General features: G+C 36.9%; 24 protein-coding genes. 17 read left to right on the forward strand and 7 right to left on the reverse strand.

What is annotated here, in order from left to right; all coding sequences use genetic code 11:
• Window position 1: 1 nt before the first annotated feature.
• Window positions 2-514 carry an adenine phosphoribosyltransferase gene (locus IGK96_RS06385; protein ID WP_002357441.1) on the forward strand — a complete coding sequence of 171 codons (513 nt, stop codon included), beginning with the start codon at window positions 2-4 and terminating at the stop codon, window positions 512-514.
• Between the two features lie 105 nt (window positions 515-619).
• Here IGK96_RS06385 and IGK96_RS06390 read toward each other — a convergent pair whose 3' ends face one another.
• Both IGK96_RS06390 and trhA read right to left on the reverse strand, forming a co-directional pair.
• Window positions 620-817, reverse strand: coding sequence for a hypothetical protein (locus tag IGK96_RS06390; protein ID WP_002360203.1), 198 nt, complete (start codon window positions 815-817; stop codon window positions 620-622).
• A gap of 193 nt (window positions 818-1,010) precedes the next feature.
• On the reverse strand, window positions 1,011-1,664 hold the full coding sequence (gene trhA, locus IGK96_RS06395) for a PAQR family membrane homeostasis protein TrhA (RefSeq protein WP_002357443.1): 654 nt from the start codon (window positions 1,662-1,664) through the stop codon (window positions 1,011-1,013).
• Between the two features lie 131 nt (window positions 1,665-1,795).
• Between trhA and IGK96_RS06400 the strand changes: the two genes are divergently transcribed.
• The 12 genes from IGK96_RS06400 (at window position 1,796) to IGK96_RS06455 (ending at window position 10,892) form a co-directional block, all read left to right on the forward strand.
• The gene (locus IGK96_RS06400; RefSeq protein WP_002357444.1) at window positions 1,796-2,638 is read left to right on the forward strand and encodes a DegV family protein; all 843 of its coding nucleotides are present in this window, start codon (window positions 1,796-1,798) and stop codon (window positions 2,636-2,638) included.
• A gap of 103 nt (window positions 2,639-2,741) precedes the next feature.
• Window positions 2,742-3,641 (forward strand): SGNH/GDSL hydrolase family protein, encoded by a 900-nt coding sequence (locus tag IGK96_RS06405; RefSeq protein WP_002398325.1) that lies wholly within the window; start codon window positions 2,742-2,744, stop codon window positions 3,639-3,641.
• Window positions 3,634-4,287: a YpmS family protein gene (locus tag IGK96_RS06410; protein WP_002357446.1), complete on the forward strand. Its 654-nt coding sequence runs from the start codon at window positions 3,634-3,636 to the stop codon at window positions 4,285-4,287. Before IGK96_RS06405 ends, IGK96_RS06410 begins: the two co-directional genes overlap by 8 nt.
• A gap of 16 nt (window positions 4,288-4,303) precedes the next feature.
• Window positions 4,304-4,819, forward strand: coding sequence for a peptide-methionine (S)-S-oxide reductase MsrA (gene msrA, locus IGK96_RS06415; RefSeq protein WP_002398324.1), 516 nt, complete (start codon window positions 4,304-4,306; stop codon window positions 4,817-4,819).
• 5 nt (window positions 4,820-4,824) lie between these two features.
• Complete coding sequence (locus tag IGK96_RS06420) at window positions 4,825-5,043, forward strand: YozE family protein (RefSeq protein WP_002357449.1); 219 nt, start codon at window positions 4,825-4,827, stop codon at window positions 5,041-5,043.
• Window positions 5,044-5,130: 87 nt separating this feature from the next.
• Entirely contained in the window at window positions 5,131-6,573 is a 1,443-nt protein-coding gene (locus tag IGK96_RS06425) for a S41 family peptidase (protein ID WP_002369330.1), read from the forward strand.
• 17 nt (window positions 6,574-6,590) lie between these two features.
• Window positions 6,591-7,145, forward strand: a complete 555-nt coding sequence (lepB, locus tag IGK96_RS06430) for a signal peptidase I (RefSeq protein ID WP_002382369.1) — start codon at window positions 6,591-6,593, stop codon at window positions 7,143-7,145.
• A 114-nt stretch (window positions 7,146-7,259) separates the two neighbouring features.
• Entirely contained in the window at window positions 7,260-7,709 is a 450-nt protein-coding gene (locus tag IGK96_RS06435; protein ID WP_002371090.1) for a hypothetical protein, read from the forward strand.
• A gap of 148 nt (window positions 7,710-7,857) precedes the next feature.
• Window positions 7,858-8,226: a GntR family transcriptional regulator gene (locus IGK96_RS06440; protein WP_002357453.1), complete on the forward strand. Its 369-nt coding sequence runs from the start codon at window positions 7,858-7,860 to the stop codon at window positions 8,224-8,226.
• Window positions 8,223-9,077 carry an ATP-binding cassette domain-containing protein gene (locus tag IGK96_RS06445; RefSeq protein WP_085443106.1) on the forward strand — a complete coding sequence of 285 codons (855 nt, stop codon included), beginning with the start codon at window positions 8,223-8,225 and terminating at the stop codon, window positions 9,075-9,077. The genes IGK96_RS06440 and IGK96_RS06445 overlap by 4 nt, the downstream gene beginning before the upstream one ends.
• 1 nt (window position 9,078) lies before the next feature.
• The gene (locus IGK96_RS06450; protein ID WP_002357455.1) at window positions 9,079-9,810 is read left to right on the forward strand and encodes a hypothetical protein; all 732 of its coding nucleotides are present in this window, start codon (window positions 9,079-9,081) and stop codon (window positions 9,808-9,810) included.
• Window positions 9,811-9,923: 113 nt separating this feature from the next.
• On the forward strand, window positions 9,924-10,892 hold the full coding sequence (locus IGK96_RS06455) for an NADP-dependent oxidoreductase (RefSeq protein WP_002394481.1): 969 nt from the start codon (window positions 9,924-9,926) through the stop codon (window positions 10,890-10,892).
• Between the two features lie 220 nt (window positions 10,893-11,112).
• On the opposite strand, the gene IGK96_RS06460 is transcribed toward IGK96_RS06455, so the two are convergent.
• From IGK96_RS06460 to IGK96_RS06475, 4 genes are all read right to left on the reverse strand, one after another.
• The gene (locus IGK96_RS06460) at window positions 11,113-11,715 is read right to left on the reverse strand and encodes an alpha/beta hydrolase (RefSeq protein WP_002361880.1); all 603 of its coding nucleotides are present in this window, start codon (window positions 11,713-11,715) and stop codon (window positions 11,113-11,115) included.
• Window positions 11,716-11,727: 12 nt separating this feature from the next.
• Window positions 11,728-12,690, reverse strand: coding sequence for a ring-cleaving dioxygenase (locus tag IGK96_RS06465; protein ID WP_085443107.1), 963 nt, complete (start codon window positions 12,688-12,690; stop codon window positions 11,728-11,730).
• A gap of 10 nt (window positions 12,691-12,700) precedes the next feature.
• On the reverse strand, window positions 12,701-13,129 hold the full coding sequence (locus IGK96_RS06470) for a MarR family winged helix-turn-helix transcriptional regulator (RefSeq protein ID WP_002380343.1): 429 nt from the start codon (window positions 13,127-13,129) through the stop codon (window positions 12,701-12,703).
• 128 nt (window positions 13,130-13,257) lie between these two features.
• Window positions 13,258-14,052 (reverse strand): SDR family NAD(P)-dependent oxidoreductase, encoded by a 795-nt coding sequence (locus IGK96_RS06475; protein WP_002360217.1) that lies wholly within the window; start codon window positions 14,050-14,052, stop codon window positions 13,258-13,260.
• A gap of 196 nt (window positions 14,053-14,248) precedes the next feature.
• Here IGK96_RS06475 and IGK96_RS06480 point away from each other — a divergent pair, with 196 nt between their 5' ends.
• On the forward strand, window positions 14,249-15,001 hold the full coding sequence (locus tag IGK96_RS06480; RefSeq protein WP_002398752.1) for a DUF7006 family protein: 753 nt from the start codon (window positions 14,249-14,251) through the stop codon (window positions 14,999-15,001).
• A 104-nt stretch (window positions 15,002-15,105) separates the two neighbouring features.
• The gene (locus tag IGK96_RS06485; protein WP_085443108.1) at window positions 15,106-15,828 is read left to right on the forward strand and encodes a TraX family protein; all 723 of its coding nucleotides are present in this window, start codon (window positions 15,106-15,108) and stop codon (window positions 15,826-15,828) included.
• A gap of 59 nt (window positions 15,829-15,887) precedes the next feature.
• On the opposite strand, the gene IGK96_RS06490 is transcribed toward IGK96_RS06485, so the two are convergent.
• Window positions 15,888-16,922 carry a YdcF family protein gene (locus IGK96_RS06490; RefSeq protein WP_071646715.1) on the reverse strand — a complete coding sequence of 345 codons (1,035 nt, stop codon included), beginning with the start codon at window positions 16,920-16,922 and terminating at the stop codon, window positions 15,888-15,890.
• Window positions 16,923-17,204: 282 nt separating this feature from the next.
• Between IGK96_RS06490 and ptb the strand changes: the two genes are divergently transcribed.
• A complete protein-coding gene (gene ptb / locus IGK96_RS06495) occupies window positions 17,205-18,026 on the forward strand; it encodes a branched-chain phosphotransacylase (protein ID WP_016617354.1) in 822 nt (273 codons plus the stop codon).
• A gap of 18 nt (window positions 18,027-18,044) precedes the next feature.
• Complete coding sequence (gene buk, locus IGK96_RS06500; protein WP_002397335.1) at window positions 18,045-19,127, forward strand: butyrate kinase; 1,083 nt, start codon at window positions 18,045-18,047, stop codon at window positions 19,125-19,127.

A 19,127-nucleotide genomic window follows, 5' to 3' on the forward strand; every position in this document is an offset into this window, starting at 1 on the left:
AATGGATTTAAGAGATTACATTGCAAGCATTCCAGATTATCCTGAGAAAGGGATCGTGTTCCGTGACATTTCTCCATTAATGGCTAATGGGGATGCATACCGTGAAGCAACGAAACAAATCGTGGATTACGCGAAAGAAAAAAGAATTGATATGGTTGTAGGACCGGAAGCTCGTGGCTTTATTGTCGGCTGTCCAGTGGCTTATGAACTAGGGGTTGGCTTTGCTCCGGTTCGTAAAAAAGGAAAACTTCCTCGTGAAACCATCGAAGTGACTTATGACTTAGAATATGGTTCAGATACATTAACGTTGCACAAAGATGCCATCACACCAGGCCAACGTGTTTTGATTTGTGATGACTTGCTAGCAACTGGTGGTACAATTAAAGCAACCATCGAATTAGTCGAACAATTAGGTGGTATTGTGGTTGGTTGTGCGTTCCTAATTGAATTAATGGATTTACATGGCCGCGATAAAATTGATGGCTACGATATTGTTACCTTAATGGAATACTAATCTAATTTAATTAGAAAGAGCGAAGGATTTAATCCTTCGCTCTTTCTTTGACATATTTATAAAAACGGAGCGTAGCTTGGGGGGAACACACCGTTTTATTATTTATTAAGGGAACTTACGATAAACGTATCTTGCTTGCTGTTGTTTACGTGTACGTGTATAACGCTTCTCATCCCATGACATAAACCAAAGAATAAATAACGGCGTCACGATCATAAAAGCAAGACGTAATCCTAATGTTCCCAAAAAAATACCTATAACCAATACAAAAAATAAAAATCCAACACGACGAATTGCTTCCATGTGTATCACCTCTTCATTTGATTCGAACGAGTGTTCGTATTGTTATTATACGAATGTATGTTCGTTTTGTAAAGTCTTTTCTACTAATTTATGTTAAAATAATTCGAAAAGAAGAATATTCCTTTATAATAAAGAGATTTAGGGCAGTAAAAGAACACGATGCTTTGAGCATCGTGTTCTTATTGTGCTGTGATTACGTATAAAAGAGAACAGAAAAATACATGAGGATCGCTGCAAGCATGACGAACAAGTGCCAAACTACATGCATAAACCGCACATTTTTCAATGAATAGAAGGCTGCACCTAATGTGTAAGACACACCCCCTGCGACCAATAACGCTGTTCCTGTAAACCCAAGAGATTCATATAACGGACGAGCAGCGATGATACAGAGCCAACCTAAAACAATATAAATAATCGTTGAAATGTTTTTCACTGTTTCTTGTTTATGCAACGTGAGGGATTTATAGACAATACCGACGATGGCGATTAACCAAACTAAACTGAATAAAGTCCAACCTAACCAGCCGCCAATACTAATTAAGCAAAATGGCGTATAACTACCAGCAATCAATAAGAAAATAGAACTATGATCGAAGACCTGAAAGACCTTTTTGGCTCTTGTAAAAATTAAACTATGAAATAACGTTGAAGATAAAAAAAGTAGAATCAACATGGAGCCATAAATAGCATAAGATACCACGTGAATCGGTGAGCCTAAACGAGCTCCTTTAACAAGTAAAATGACTAAGCCAGCAATACTTAAACCTGCGCCTATGCCATGTGTAACTGCATTTAAGACTTCGTTCACGATTAGGTATTTTTTTGAGAAATGCGTTTTTTCCAATAAATTCACTTCCTTTATTTTAATTTGATGAAAAATTCGGCAGTGTCTGTTATACTATAACTAGATAATTAACCGTTTAATGGTATTCTACCATGAAAACAGGTTCCTTTTAAAGAAAGAGTGATAAATTTATGACAAACGTTAAAATCGTAACGGATTCTTCATGTACGATGGAAAAAAGTCTTAGAGATGAATTAAATATCCATATGATGCCCTTATCAATTATGGTTGATGGCGTTGTTTATCCAGATGATGATCATTTGCCAGGCGAAAAATTTATGGACATGATGGCTAATGCGAAGGCCTTACCCAAAACCAGTCAACCACCAATTGGTGAATTTGTAGAATTATATGATCGCTTAGGTGAAGATGGCAGTGAAGTAATTTCGATTCACATGACAAAAGGCTTAAGTGGAACGGTTGAAGCGGCCCGTCAAGCTAGTAACTTATCATCAAGTAAAGTAACGGTGATTGATAGCGATTTTACAGACCAAGGTTTGTCTTTCCAAGTCATTCAAGCAGCAAAATTGGCACAAGCGGGAGCGGGCGTTCCAGAAATTTTAGCTGAAATTGAACGCGTCAAACAAAATACTAAATTATACATTGGCATTTCAACATTAGATAATTTGGTTAAAGGTGGACGAATCAGCCGTACAACAGGATTATTATCAAACATTTTTAATATGAAAGTTGTCATGGACTTTGAAAATACGGAATTGATTCCTGTAGCGAAAGGCCGCGGCGTTAAAACGTTTAATAAATGGTTTGACGAATTGAAATCAGAATTAAGTAAGATTCCAAATGTTCGACAAATTGGCATTTCTCATGCGGATGGGCTAGAACTAGCAAATGGATTCAAAGAAGGATTACAAGCAATCTTTAAAGACATGGATATTCCCGTATTACATACGAATCCAGTCATTGCAACACATACAGGAAAAAATGCCTTTGCTATTATGTACTATACAGACTAAGAAATAACGAGGTTGGGTCTCACTCTTAAATGAGTAGACGCAACCTCTTTCTAACAAGAAAAGGAAAATTTCTTGTTGGTTTATTTAAAAGGAAGTGACGAAGATGAAAAAACAAACACAGCATATTTTGCTGACCGTCTTAACACCTATCCTCATTGCGCTAGGTGTTTTTACATTGTTAAGTGTGGCCATCCCCAAAGCAAAGCCACTATTAAAGCAAGAGAAAGTGGCCACAACTGCTCAAAAAAATCAAAAAGAAGTCATTCATTATACAGCTATCGGTGATTCTTTAACTGAAGGAATTGGCGATTTGACGAATAGTGGAGGTTTTGTTCCTATTGTGGCAGATGATTTAAAAGAACACTACAACTTGAACGGTGTTCAAACAGACAATTTTGGGAAAAATGGGGATCGTAGTGACCAAATTTTAAAACGAATCAAAGAAAAACCTGAAATTCAAAAGGGCCTTGCCTCTGCGGACGTGATTACGCTAACGGTTGGTGGAAATGACTTAATGAAAGTAATTAGTAGTAATATTTTCGACTTGAAAGTCAGCTCGTTCAATCGTCCACAAAAAGCCTATCAACGCCGAGTAAGACGACTACTTGAAGAAATCCGAGAGTACAACGAGAAGGCCCCTATTTATGTCTTAGGAATTTACAATCCCTTCTACTTAAACTTTTCCGAAATTACAGAAATGCAAGAAATCGTTGATAACTGGAATCAAGCAACCGAAGAAATGGTTCAAGAGCAAAAACGAGCCTATTTCATTCCTATCAATGATTTACTCTATAAAGGTCGTGGCGATGAAGTTGGCGTAACTGGTGATGACTCAGAAACTACAGGAAGTAGTGCTAGCAAAGAGGATTTAAACAATTTGTTATATGAAGAAGATCGCTTCCATCCGAATAATCTTGGCTACCAAATTATGGCCGGAGCTGTCCGGGATGAAATGGTCAAGACAGAGAAAGAATGGATAACCAAATCAGAAGGTAGTGAATAAAATGAATGAAGAAAAGCCAAAAACAAGTAAATCAATTAAAAAGACACAACCAACCAATCTTAAACGAAATCCCTGGAAAATCGCTTTTCTTGTTCTAGTGGGTTTAGTCATTGGTAGTGTAGCTTTCGTGACATTTCGAGCAACACAAGTTCGCGAACCAGATTTAAAGAAAATACCAGCAATTGTTGAAAAAGAAGGCGAGCCAGTGGTCACCATTCAGTCAAAAAAACAACAAGTGAACAAACTGATTGACTTTTATTTAGCCGACTTTCAAAAAGGTTCGGAGATCAAATATAAATTTTATTTAGAAAATGATGCTTTATTAAATGGAACATTTCAGGTGTTAGGGCATGACATTCCTTTTTACTTATATTTTGATCCTTACGTGATGGCGAATGGTAATGTACAATTAAAAGCAAAAAGTTTGTCTATAGGAACGTTAGGCTTGCCAATTAAAGAAGTATTGAAATTTGCTAAACGTTCTTACAAACTACCTAAATGGGTTGAAATCAATCCAGATGATCAAACTGTTTTATTACGTTTAGATCAGTTTAGAATGCAAAATGGTCTATTTGTTCGAGCAGAAAAGATTAATTTAGTTGACGATGACATTCGGATGAATATATACTTGCCAAAAGAGAAATAAAAAAGGAGTGTTAGAGATGGAAGAAAAAGCAATTTTTGCAGGCGGCTGTTTCTGGTGTATGGTGCAGCCTTTTGATACACAACCAGGAATTATCTCAGTTGTTTCGGGTTATACAGGTGGGCACGTGCCTAATCCAACATATGAACAGGTTCTAACACACACAACAGGCCATACGGAAGCAGTAGAAATCACTTTTGATCCAGCGATTATTTCTTACGAACAATTAGTGGAGATTTATTGGCAACAAACGGATCCTACTGATGCTTTCGGTCAGTTTCAAGACCGCGGCGATAATTATCGGCCAGTTATTTTTTATCGTTCTCAAGAACAAAAAGAAACTGCTGAGAAAAGTAAAGAACGTCTAGCTAATAGCGGCCGTTTTACAGAACCAATTGTTACCACCATCGAACCAGCAGCACCATTTTATCCTGCTGAAGAATACCATCAAGACTTTTATAAAAAAGACGCTTTGCGTTATGGATTGTCCCATCAACGTAGAAGTGAATTTATCGAAGAAAAATGGAGTGACTAATTTACATGAGACGAAGCTTTTACCATTACTTAATGACATTAAAAGGTCCGGCTAAAGATCCTGAAACTGATTTTGCCAATGAAGCGGCCAAAGATATTCAGTTTCCAAAACAAACCGAGGATTATCATGAACTTTCTTCTTATTTAGAAATGAATGCTGACTATTTAAGCAACATGGACATCTTTGATGAGTTATGGGAAAAGTACCTTGAAAACAATAAATAAATCCAGAGGAAAAGCAAACAAAGCTTTTCCTCTTTTTTCATTCATGTTATAGTAAACAAAAGTAGTGACGAATTTGTTAGAAATGAGATGAAATCTATGAAGAACAAACGAACTGTTCCTTTTTATCAATATATTATTTCGCTCCTCTGTGTCGCATTTTTAGCTGGAGGAAGTAGTTATATTTATTTTGATCATCGTGTTAAAAAGATGAGTCAAGAAGGGGCAATTACCAATGCTGATTTAAGCAAAGTGCAGGATTTATATAATGAAATTAGTACCAATTATGTAGGTGAAGTAGATAAAAATGAATTAGTTGAAGGCGCCTTAAAAGGCATGTCTGAAGCCATTGGAGACCCATACTCAACTTATCTAAATGAATCTGCTGCCAATGATTTAAACGAAAGCTTATCTGGTGATTTTGAAGGAATTGGTGCCACTATGACAATGAAAGATGGCGAACCAGTTGTAGCAGAGGCCCCTGTAGCAGATTCCCCAGCTGAAAAAGCGGGAATCAAAGAAGGCGATATTATTGAAAAGGTTGATGGTACAGCTACAAAAGGGATGAAACTAGCAGAAGTCGTCTCAAAAGTCCGAGGTAAAAAAGGAACTTCCGTTGAATTGACTATCCAAAGAGAGGGAGAAACTAAAAATATCTCAATCAAACGTGGGAAAATTCCCGTTAAAACAGTGACTGGTGAGTTAGACAAAAATGATGCACAAATTGGCTCGATTAAAATTACGTCCTTTGGTAAAAAAACATATCAAGAATTGAAAGAAACAATCACGAATTTACGTGACAAAGGAGCTAAATCCTTTGTAATTGATGTACGCCAAAATCCTGGTGGACTGCTAGATCAAGCAGAGCGAATGGCCAGTATGTTTTTAAAAAATGGCGAAACAATTGTTCAATTTGAAGACAAAAAAGGACGTACGATGAAAGAAGTTGCTTCCAAAGAATTAGACGGCGGCTTTAAAGTAAAAGAACCTGTTGCAGTTATCATTGATGGCAATAGTGCCAGTGCATCCGAAATTTTTGCTGCAGCACTGCATGAATCTGCGAATGTCCCATTAATTGGAACGAAAACATTTGGCAAAGGAACGGTCCAAACGGTGAAAGATTTAAATGACCAAACCGAAATAAAATTGACTGTTTTAAAATGGTTAACACCAAAAGGCGAATGGATCAACGAAAAAGGAATTGAACCAACCATCAAAGCTGATTACCCCGAGTATGCCTATTTAAAATTGATTCCTCGCGATAAAACGCTAAAAGAAGGAGATCAATCTGAAGATATTCAGAACTTAAATGCTATTTTAGCTGTATTAGCGTATCCTGTTGATGAAAACAATGCAAACTACACCGCAGAAACAAAAGCAGCGGTTAGCGATCTTCAACAGAAAAATGGCTTGCCTGTAACTGGAGAAATCGACAATGAAACAGCCACAAAAATTGAAGCCACTTTAGGTAAATTAATTCTTGAAAATGACGCTGCTTACGATACAGCAGTCAAAGAAATTCAAAAAAACTAGAAAAAGGTGGCACGAAGTTGAAGAAGAAACGTGATTATGTTGGGTATTTAATGTACTTTCTGAAAATTTTAGTACCAGCAATCGTAGCCGTTTTTATTTTAAGAGGATTTTTCCTGATTCCTGTTCGGGTGGATGGCCATTCTATGCAAAAAACCTTGAATCAAGGAGATATGATTGTGATGGAAAAATTCTCCGCCATTAAACGGTTTGATGTGGTGGTCTTTAAAACAGACACAGGATCGATTCTGATTAAACGTGTGATTGGTTTACCAGGAGAAGCTGTGCGTTACGAAAACGATCAATTATATGTCAATAATCAGCCAATCGCTGAACCGTATTTAACTAAAAACAGAAAAAAAGATCATGAAACGATGCCTTACACTACGAATTTTGATTCAAAAGAATTGTTAATGCAAGAAAAATTACCTAAAGATAGCTATTTTGTGCTTGGTGATAATCGCCGTATGTCCAAAGACAGCCGTTCTTTTGGTGCAATACATGCAGATCAAATCTTAGGGAAAGCACAATTTGTTTATTACCCACTCACTCATATGAAGATCATTCCTAAATAAGTAAGACCACTAGTTCGTTTATTTAAATAACGACTAGTGGTCTTTTCTAATCTGAAAAATTGTTCTCTTAGCTGAAAAATGTTAAGGTTAAAGTAATGATAGATGTAGGAGGTCATGCAAATGATTAGAAAAACAATTTTAGCAAGTTCTATCTTAGGCGTTGGGTTGCTAATTGGTGCATGTGGGAATCAAACCCAAACTCAAATGAATTCAACCAATACCAGTGAATCATCACAGCCTAAAGTAACCGAATCAAGTCGCAAGTCATCTGAAAGTGCGTCTAATAACGAAGGTGTATCAAGCGATTCTAGTAAATCCACAAGTTCCACTACAGAATCAGAAATCTTAAAAGGTCTGGCGGAAGAAAAAACGCTAAAAGAAAAAATTCCGTCCTTGAATCAAACAACGATTAAGCAAGTCACTGATAATGAGTATAAACGCATTCTTGTGATGGAAGAAAAGGCTACAGGAACAACCTATAAAAGTATTTTGATCAAAAAACAAAATCGCTTAAAAATTGTCAACGAAACAACCGATGAATTGTTGTACAATGGAACCCTATAAGAACGAAACCATTCAATAAATTCAACAGTATAGCCATTGTTTTCAAAGAAAAATTTCTTTGGAAACAATGTTTTTTTTATTGACAAAAGAATTTCTAAGATATATAGTTAGTTACATAAGTAGTTAACCGTTTAAGTGAGGTGTAAAAATGGAATTTAATTTTTCGGGGGAAAAGCCTTTATTTCAGCAAGTAGCCGATCAGATTGCCGAAGGAATTTTTAATGGCGCTTACTTAGAAGGCGAACAAATTCCCTCAACCACAGAAATATCAAAAAGTTACCAAATCAATCCAGCCACCGTTTTAAAAGGAATGAATTTATTAGTAGAACGACAGCTGATTGAAAAGAAACGGGGGATTGGCATGTTTGTTTTACCAGGCGCTCAAGAGAGAGTAAGAAGTGCACGGAAAGAAGAATTTTTAAATAAAGAAGTCTTAGAAGTTGTCGCAGAAGCTAAAAAATTAGGGATTACAGCTGAACAATTAAAACAACTAATTGAAAGAGGGTATGACGCATGAGTTTGCGGGTGGAATCAGTAAGTAAAAAATATCATCAAAAAAAAGCACTAGATAATATTTCAATTACTTTTGAAAAAGAAACGATTTATGGGCTCTTAGGCAGAAACGGGGCTGGTAAAAGTACGTTATTAAATATCATTAATAATCGAAGTTTTGCCACTTCAGGTTCCGTTCAATTGGCGGGAGAAACAGTGACCGATAATGAGGCTGCTTTGAATCATATTTACTTAATGAGTGAAGATAATTTATTTCCTCCTCAGTTAAAAATTAAAGATATTTTTAAAACGACTGAAGGTTTTTATGGATCCTTTGACTGGTCTTTAGCCGAACAAATGTTAAGCGATTTTGATTTAGATGGCAAAAAGACATTCAAAAAATTATCAACTGGTTATCGGAGTATTGCTAAACTAATAGTGGCGCTATCCGTCCCCTGTGAGTATATTTTTTTAGATGAGCCAGTCTTAGGTTTAGACGCCAATCATCGGGAATTATTTTATACTTATTTAATTGAGACATACCAAGAACGTCCCCGTACGTTTGTGATTTCCACCCATTTGATTGAAGAAATTGCGAATTTATTAGAAGATATTATCATCATTGATCAAGGAAAATTGATTCGCGCAGAATCTATTGAAACAATTTTGAAAAACGGTCGCATTGTTTCTGGGCCGAAAGAACAAGTAGAGCGCTATACTCAGTCATTGGAAATCTTAGGCATGGACACTTTAGGTGGAGCAGTTACGGCTTACGTGTACGGCGACTTGCCGACTGAAAAAGCAGAGGTTCAAATTGCGCCGCTAAATTTACAAACATATTTTGTACAATTAACCAATAGAAAGAAGGAAAAGTAAAATGAAATTTAAAACAGCTTTGCAGTATCGTGTTATTTATCAAGTCCGTTCTTTAGCAATTTATTTTGGCTTTTATGCTTTGTTCGGCATTCTTTTTCCTCTTATTGGCTTGCTCTTTTCTAACGACGTAAATACTGTCAGCTCTGATGCAGTAATTCCTTGTCTGGTTTTTATGGGGATACTATCATTTTTAGGGGTAAACACAGATTTTAAACTGTTTATTCAAAACGGGCTTTCCCGCTGGACGATTTTTTTGGTGAATTTTGTAAGTAATGCTATTTTATCTTTGGTTGGATCCTTGGCTGTACTTGTACTGATTAAAGTATTTAGCGGCAATTTCATTTCTCATTTTCAATTATCAATGAAATTAATTGATGTCTATGCGCAAGGAAACTTTTTCATGTCGTGGTTGCTCTTTTTTATCTTACTAATGCTTAGCGGCTCACTTGGCTTGTTAGCAGGTGTCTTTAATGATCGGATAGATGGCGTAAAAAAACTCATTGTTTTATTGCTGTTATTAATGATTCCTATTTTACTGGGCACGATTGCACAATTAGGGGGGGCACCAATGCGCCTGAGAATGCTCCATGTCTTGCAAGCAATGGTTGGTTATCAATCCACTGGTTTTACTGTCCTACCACTTCTTCTGACAATCAGTTGCTTTGTTGGCATTAATCTTGGTTTGGCCTATTTATTGAATAAACATCGTGAAATTAAACGCGTAAATGCATAACTAATTAAATTAAAACAGATCGAGATTAATAATGAATACACTTTCTCTCAATTTAACTAAAGCATATTCTTATATAAAAAGAAGGCAATAGGCGTATACTAAAAGTGTGAAAAATGAAACAAATGAGAGGAAGTTGGTTTATGAAAGCTGTTGTGATTAATCAGTACGGAAGTAAAGAGGTACTTGAAGAAGCAGAAGTAACACTGCCAGAATTATCGGAACATCAAGTGTTGGTAAAAGAATACGCGACATCAATTAATCCGATTGATTGGAAATTGCGTGAAGGATATTTAAAACAGATGTTTGATTGGTCCTTTCCGATTATTCTTGGTTGGGATGTCGCTGGTGTGATTACAGAGGTGGGGAGTCAAGTAACGGATTGGCAAGTTGGCGATAAAGTTTTTGCTCGTCCTGAAACCACTCGTTTTGGTACCTATGCAGAAGTAACGATTGTGGATGATCATTTATTAGCAAAAATCCCTGAAACAATTAGCTTTGAAGAAGCGGCTGCCGTTCCGTTGGCTGGTTTAACCGCTTGGCAAGCATTGTTTGATCATGGTCACCTTAAAGAAGGAGAAACTGTTTTAATTCATGCTGGTGCAGGTGGGGTCGGTACTTATGCGATTCAACTAGCAAAAGAAGCGGGCGCACATGTCATCACGACCGCTAGCGCAAAAAATCATGCCTTACTGAAAAAAATTGGTGCAGATGAAGTGATTGATTATCATACAACGAATTTTGCAGAGGTATTAGCTGATGTTGATTTGGTCTTTGATACAATGGGTGGTGAGGTTCAAAAAAATAGTTTTGACGTCTTAAAACCAAACACAGGTCGTCTTGTTTCAATTGTGGGCATTGAAGATAAACAATTGGCAGCCGAAAAAAATATTTCTGCTGAAAGTATTTGGCTTCAACCAAATGGAGAACAATTACAAAAAATTGCTGATTTGATGGCAGCTGGAAAAGTGAAATCAATTATTGGTGAAGTTTTCCCTTTTTCTAGACAAGGGATTTATGATGCACATGCACTCAGTGAAACGCACCATGCAGTTGGTAAAATAGTTGTTCAAATGGCAGAATAAAAAGAAGCTCAGACAGTGAATTATCTTAAAATAGAAAAAGTGAGCCTGGGACAAAAATCCAAAGAGATTTTTGTCCCAGGCTCAAAACCTGATAAACGGCGGGAACAGAACTAACTCCTTCGGAAATAAGCCGAAATTCTCCAAAAATTAAAGAGCAATTTTCGGAAATTTCTTCTTATTTCTCGGAGCTAAACGGTTCTGTCCCGACCTCACTTTTTTGTTAAGAGGACAGATGTGCCAACCAAGTTTGTGTTTCCTTAATTTCTTGATAAGTTAATTGATGACTTTGTGTCCAAACCTCTTGTACGGTTGCTCCATGATTCTGAAATAATTGAATCACACGCATACTCTCAGGAAGTGGGACAATCGGGTCATGCTCTCCTAGAGATAATAAAACAGAAGTGTCGGTCAAGTCTGGTTGATTGGTCAATTCAACAGGAAACATGGGATGATAGAGGACAGCTTGATGGTAGCTGTCGGGATGAGTAAGCAATAATTGAATAGCGATATTGGCCCCATTTGAATAGCCAATAAAAATAATTTTATCCAATGAAAATTGATGCTCGTTAGCGGCTTGTTGAATAAACTTATGAAGCGCCTCGCCGCGTTTTTCTAGATCTTCTAAGTCATAATGACCTTCCGCTAGGCGCTTAAAATAACGATTCATTCCATTTTCTGAAACATCACCACGAATACTTAGCACAGTAGCTTGTTTATTTAGTTCTTGGGCAATTGGTAGGAGAGATGTTTCATCACCACCTGTACCGTGAAGTAGCACAAAGACAGGTGCTTCAGGATGTCCTTTTTTAAAAATTGAATGCATGTTTTTTCCTCCTTAGGCTCGTTTTGTATTGAAAGGCTTGATAACACTCTCAATATACTCACGACGGTTTTCTAAAAATGGCGCAAGAGATAACTTTTCTCCTAATGTTTCGTAAGGTTCATCCCCCATAAATCCTGGTTCATCGGTGGCTAATTCGACTAAAATATGCCCAATACGAACATACAATGATTCAAAGTAATAACGATCGACATAGCCAGAGTTTTGTAAGCCTAAATGATCAAAGAGCGCTTGCCAAGTCCCAAGTGATTTACGATCCGCTAGGCGGAATGCAACGTGATGTACTTCACCATATCCTTGTTGCGCTTGTGAGCTAGTATCATCGTCTACCAAAATGACTTGGGCACCATTGCCACCTTGGCCAACTTCTAGTAAATAGCGATTGCCTTCTTGTGCCACTACGTGAAAGCCTAGAATTTCTTCAAAGACTTCTTTGAATTCATGAAAATAGGAAATAGCTATTTCGACAGGTCCTAAGCCATAAATCGCAAATTCTGTAGGGACAGGTCCTTTTTTCCAAGGGGTGCCCGCTGCAACGCCCTGATTTAATTCATCAGAGATTAATTGATACGCTTGATTATCAAAATCCCAGAAGCGAAGGACTTTTTTGCCAAATTCTTCAGAAATACCTGTGTGTTTGACAGCAAATTCATTGAAGCGATTTTCATAATAAGTCAAAGCTGCATCTGAAGGAACCCGGAACCCTGTTCTTGAAATTGTATTGGTTCCTTTTAATCCTTTAGGGTTATTGGGAAAATCGAAAAAGGTCATGGTTGTACCTGGTGTACCCAAATCATCGGCAAAATAGGTGTGGTAAGTATAGATATCATCTTGATTCACTGTTTTTTTGACTAAACGCATCCCTAAAACGTCCGTAAAGAAGTGATAGTTTTTTTCTGCATCACTTGTCATAGCTGTAACGTGGTGGATTCCTAATAATTGATCTTCTTTTTTCATCATTATTTCCTCATTTCGTTTCATTTGTTATTTTTCGTAAAGTTTTTTGAAGAAGTGTTAATTCTTCGGAAGAGAGTTGTTCAAATGCTTCTGCAATTCGCTTTGCATGCGTCGGGAAAATTTCTTTAATTAATGTTTTTCCAGCTTCTGTTAATTCAACGTAAGTAATGCGTCGGTCTTTTTCACTGGGGGTGCGCGTTACATAGCCTTTTTTATGTAATTGGTCAATAACATAAGTGGTGCTACTGCTAGCAATTAAAATTTTCTCCTTAATTTTTTGGATGGTCTGAGGACCTTTATGGAGTAACAGCTCTAACACTGAAAATTCTGTAATGTTTAAGTCATAACAAGTGACATCTTGCTTGGCAAGTTGCTCTAGTCGATGGCTGGTTCTTAATAAACCGATATAGGCTTTTAAAGCTTCTTGCTGTTGGGTCATTGTTTCACCTCTTTTTATTTCGAATTCGAGATAAATATAACTTACTTTTGGTAAGTAATCAATTAATATGCTTAAAAAGACAGCCAGCAAAAAATGTGAATTTTTGCTGGCTGTCTTTTTTGTTTATTTTAGAAGATTGTTGGAACTAAGCCGCCATCGATTCTTAAGGCTTCTCCTGAGAAAGAAGAAGAATCTGGGCTGGCCACAAAGGTAACAAAACGACCAATTTCTTCTGGTCGAATGAGCCGTTGGATTTGTGAACGAGAACGATGATTTTTCATGAAATCTTTTTCCCAATCCTCTTTGGGAATGTCTGAATCAGCGTACATATCTTCCAACATTTTTTCTACACCTTCGGTAAGGGTTGAGCCAGGCATAACCGTGTTAACGGTGACATGTGTGCCAACAGTTAAGTTAGATAAACTTTTAGCTAAGGAAAGATTCATCGTTTTTGTCATGCTATATTGGGGCATTTCGCCAGAAGGCATCACCGCTTCTTCGCTAGCAATGAAAATAATGCGACCAAAATCTTGTGCAAGCATTTTAGGTAGATAAGCTTTTGCTAATGCATTGCCTGACAACACGTTCACAGTAAAAAATTTTTCCCAAGTGGCGTCATCGATGTCCCAGTATTCCATTGGCTCAAAAATCCCCATATTGTTCACTAAAATGTCGACTTTAGGGAATTTTTCAAGTAAAGTAGTTCGTTGACTTTCAATGGAAATATCGGCAGTTCCTGCTTGAGGATGAGTGTCTGGAAACATTGTTTGTATTTCTTCAACAACTTTGATTACTTCGGCTTCATTGCGCCCATTGATAATGACATCGGTCCCTTCACGAGCCATTTCAATCGCAATTGCTTTGCCAATTCCTTTGGTTGAACCAGTAATTAATGCTAATTTATTCGTTAAGTGTAAATCCATTTAAATCCCTCCAACGTTTGTCTATCTCTAGTGTAGGTCTTTTTCTGGACTTTTAAAAGGAAAAAGTTTTTTCGGCCCGCGAGAAACAAGCCCCAATAATTACTTAACAGCTGAGTTTTCACTTTTTGGGCGTAAAACGAGTAATTATTGTCAGTAAAAAAGCGTCACTTTTTTGATAGAATAACTAGAGACGAAATTGGCTAAGACCAATTTTGTAAAATTGTACATAAAAAAGAAGAGTGGGAATGCTATGAAGAAACAATATTACTGGAATATACCCGATAACTTATTAAACTCGTTAAAACAGCGGAAAAAGTTATACAGCTTTTATAAAAATGAACAAAATAAGGCAAGAGAATTAGTAGAGAATTGTCAGTCGGTTCTTTTTCCTGAATTAGTCGCTTCGCTGAATAAAATAGATGAGCGGATTAAATTATTGATATTCTATCAAAATTTAGAAGATTGTGAGCTTTCAGAAGAAGAAATTATTACTGTGATTGAGCGAGAATATTTTGTGACTTTTTATGAAACAATTGAAGAACCGACCACTGAAATTATTAGTAGTCATTCTATGTATTATTTATTGCAACAGCCGACTAAAGAAATGCTTTGGGATTTAGACTTTAGTAACATGTTAAAACAAGGTCAGTTAGTTGATTTAATGGATTATCAAAAATTGACCAAATGTTATCAAAAGCTGCAGAATCAAGCTAAAAATTTGATTGAAAAATTAAATAAAGAAACATTTTACACATTCTATAGTCAACTTTTATTGATTGACTGCCAATGCAAATTATTAATAGAAGAGGCGCTTCTGAAAGAAGAATCATTGATGACGGTCGATGAATGCTTAATAGCCATTAAGCAAGAAATTCGAAAAATTCATTTTGAACAATTTAAATACCAACATTATTTATTTGAAGACTTATCTTTGCGGTACCAAGTTTAACGGAAGTGACAAAAAGAATGGTTGAATCTAACAAGAATGTTCGTTGTTTTCTGTTATATAAAAAGATATGATAGTTTCTGTAGAAAAAATAAAGGAGACGATTCATGAACGCAAATCGCTTAAAGTTATTGATGATGGGGTTAATGGTTCTTGACCATATTAGTTATTTTGTTCCGCCAGAATGGGCACTGATTTTTCATGTAATTACTCGTTGTGTCGGTGTGTTTTTTGGTTACATGGCTGTAGAAGGGTTCAACTATACACGGAATGTTTATCGTTACAATGGTCGTTTGTATATTTGGGCAGCAATCATGTTTGTTGGAAATACGCTTCTAAATCATTTAGTGAATAATCCAGCTGTTGCTGTTCACAACAATATTTTCTTCACCTTAGCCCTTGGTGTCAGTATGTTAATTGTGACAAAAGCGATGCTAGAGATGCCAAAAATCAGTTTAAAAATTGTTTTATTGATTAGTATATTAGCCATTTTAGGAATAGGAGCAATGTTTGCTGAAGGTGGCGTTGTGATGTTACCTTTTATGTTGATTACGTATCTTGCCAGAAAGAGACTTGTCTTACGGAACTGTTTATATGGTGCATTAGCGCTCTTTTTCTTAGTTACAAGTTTTCAATGGTTGGGAGATTGGCCAACGACAATTGAAATGTTAGCTTATAATTCTGATTTTATGTTTATCACTGTGTTACCATTTATATCGCTTTACAATGGTGAGAGAGGAAGCAAAGCACCATTTTTCAAATATTTATTTTACGGATTCTATCCGCTTCATTTATGGCTGATTGCATTGATAGCCAATTACGTTCATTAAACCTTTTTATATTAAAAGAATAAAAACAGCGACTCACAAAAATGTGAGTCGCTGTTTTTTTAGATGGGTAAGATACTGATTCCTAAAAGAAAAGTGACAAGTAGAAAAACAAAAAGCACAATTCGCTTATCATGAACCAGTAAGGCAATGTATTCTCGGATTAGAGCAGTTGGTAAAAAATATAAGGCAGTTGGCGCCCCGACACCTTCAGCTTTTAAGCCGACACGATGGGCATACATAGCTCCTCGTAAGACATGATAGTTATTTGTTGAAAAAATAACAGAGGGTTGTTTAGAATCAGACGGCATCTTTTGCCAATCTGCCTGAATTATTGCTTTAGAAAACAACATATTTTCATAAGTGGTTGTGGATTGGTCCTCCATCAAAATTGCTTCTGCAGGAATATTTTGTGAAAGCAAATATTTTTTCATTGCGAAAGCTTCGGCCACAGGTTCGTCAGGACCTTGACCACCGCTGACTACAAATTTAGCGGTGGGATTTTTTTCATAATATTCAATCCCTTTATCTAACCGACTCTTCAAAAGTGGAGGTACTTCCTCGCTACGAATTCCCGAACCTAAAACAATGATATAATCAACCGCTTTTTTTAAAGGAATCATTTGGTACATCCATGAATACAAGACGTAAGCAGCAAATAGAAAGGTCAGCAAAAGATCCATTAACAATAGAAAAAGTAAGAACAGAAAAAGCACATAAGGTATTTGCGCTGTGCCAACTGATAATAAATATAGAAAGGCGGGTAAAGCAATTAATAAGTTCAGCCCTAGGCCAGCAGACAATTTAGCCGTGACACTTTTGCCTTCTTTCGTTTGCATCGTACGTGAGTTAAAAATAAAGTAAAGGCAAATGCCGATAAACACAGCGGGAATTAATAGATAAGCAATGGCCAAAGTAATTAGGTCGCCATTCTTAAAATGTAAATAAATTTTGTCTAGTCCGATAAATAGTAAGGTGACTAATGACAATAAGGTGCCAGAAGCCAGAGTGATACCGCCGAGGATACTGCGGTTATTAATTTTTAATATACCAAATCCTAGTAGGGCGATAAACAAAAAGAATAGTAGTAGTGCCATTTAATTCCTCCTAAAAATAAGTATCTAAAGTATAACATGCTTTAGGATCTGACATAAATAAACAGCTGTGCCGAAGCATAAGTTTTCCTTTCATTCTTAGAAAAGAAGTTTTTTCATGAAAAGTAAATTAGATAACAATTGTTTAGAGAAAGAAAAGCTTGATTTACTAAGCTTTTCCTTCTCTATAAAAAATATTAATAAGGACATAAAAATTAACAATTTGTATGCGCTTACATACTGAGGTAGATTTAAAGTGTAAAGAAGAAAAAATGAGGTGAGAAAATGATCACTGTTTCAATTGCAGGAGGTTCACAACCAGAGATTTTACAGCTAGTTAAAAAAGCACTAAAAGAAGCCGAGCAACCATTGCAGTTTATTGTATTTGATACAAATGAAAATCTTGATACTGAAAATCTCTGGAAATATGTTCATTGCTCAGATGAGGCCACGGTAGCACAGGAAGCTGTCAGTTTAGTTGCAACTGGTCAAGCACAAATTTTATTGAAAGGAATTATTCAGACCCACACATTACTAAAAGAAATGTTGAAAAGTGAGCATCAATTAAAAAATAAACCGATTCTTTCCCATGTAGCAATGGTGGAGCTGCCTGCAGGAAAAACCTTCTTGTTAACCGATTGTGCGATGAATATCGCTCCCACTCAAGCAACCCTCATTGAAATTGTTGAAAATGCTAAAGAAGTCGCCCAAAAATTGGGATTGCATCACCCGAAAATTGCTTTGTTAAGCGCAGCGGAAAATTTCAATCCTAAAATGCCTTCGTCTGTTTTAGCAAAAGAAGTCACGGCACATTTTAATGGTCAACAAGAGGCTACGGTTTTTGGGCCACTTTCGCTTGATTTAGCGACCTCTGAAGAAGCGGTTGCGCATAAACGTTACAGCGGTCCTATCATGGGGGATGCAGATATTTTAGTGGTCCCAACTATTGATGTTGGAAATTGTTTATACAAATCATTAACCTTGTTTGGGCACGCCAAAGTGGGAGGAACGATTGTTGGCACAAAAGTCCCAGTCGTTTTAACATCTAGAAGCGATTCAACAGAAAGCAAATTCCATTCATTAAGATTTGCCATGAGACAAGTTTAAAAAAAGGAGCAGAAAACAATGGAAACAGTATTGGTTATTAATCCTGGCTCGACCTCCACGAAGTTAGCGCTTTTTGCTAATCATGATTGCTTGGCAGAAGAAACGCTTAGACATAGCGTCCAAGAATTGGCACCTTTTGAAAATGTTGTCAGTCAAACACCATTTCGAAAACAAATGATCGCGGAATTTTTAGAAACACATAACATCACACAATTAGCCGCTGTCGTGGGGCGTGGTGGTTTGCTTAAGCCTATTCCTGGCGGTACGTATCTTGTCGACCAACAAATGCTAGAAGACTTGCGGACAGAACGCTTTAATACCCATGCTTCAAATTTAGGGGCGATTTTAGCTAATGAGTTTGCAGAAAAATATCACGTGCCAGCCTTTATTGTCGATCCTGTTGTTGTAGATGAGCTACAGCCATTAGCCAGGATTTCTGGATTAAAAGGCATTCAGCGGCGTAGCGTTGGTCACGCCTTAAATCAAAAAGCGGTCGCTCGAAAAATCGCTGAGGATTTAGGGAAAACATATGAGCAAAGCAATTTTATCGTTGTTCATTTAGGTGGGGGCATTAGCTTGGGGGCGCATCAAAAAGGCCGCATGGTGGATGTGGTAAATGGGCTTGATGGTGAAGGTCCTTATACGCCTGAACGCAGTGGCGCCTTACCGCTCGTTGAATTTGCGCAATGGATACTTGAACAGGAGTTAACGATTAGCCAAGTGAAAAAGCTAATTGCGGGGAATAGCGGTCTTAAATCATACCTAGGTGAAACAGATTTACGGCATATCCAAGCACAAATAGCTGCAGGTGATCAAACAGCAAATTACTATTTAAAAGGAATGTGTTACCAAATCGCAAAAAGTATTGGCGAGATGGCCGTAGTTCTTGAAGGCACAATTGATGCAATTATTTTAACAGGGGGCGCAGCCTATTCGCAAACCGTTGTTCAAGAAATTAGTCAAAAAGTCACTTGGATTGCACCAATTAAGGTTTACCCAGGTGAAATGGAGATGGCTGCTTTATATGAAGGCGTCAATCGAGTATTAACAGGGGAAGAACAAGCTTTAAATTATAGTGAAGCAAAAATTGAGCAGGAGTGA

The organism is Enterococcus sp. DIV0682, assembly GCF_051712685.1.
GTDB lineage: Bacteria > Bacillota > Bacilli > Lactobacillales > Enterococcaceae > Enterococcus > Enterococcus faecalis.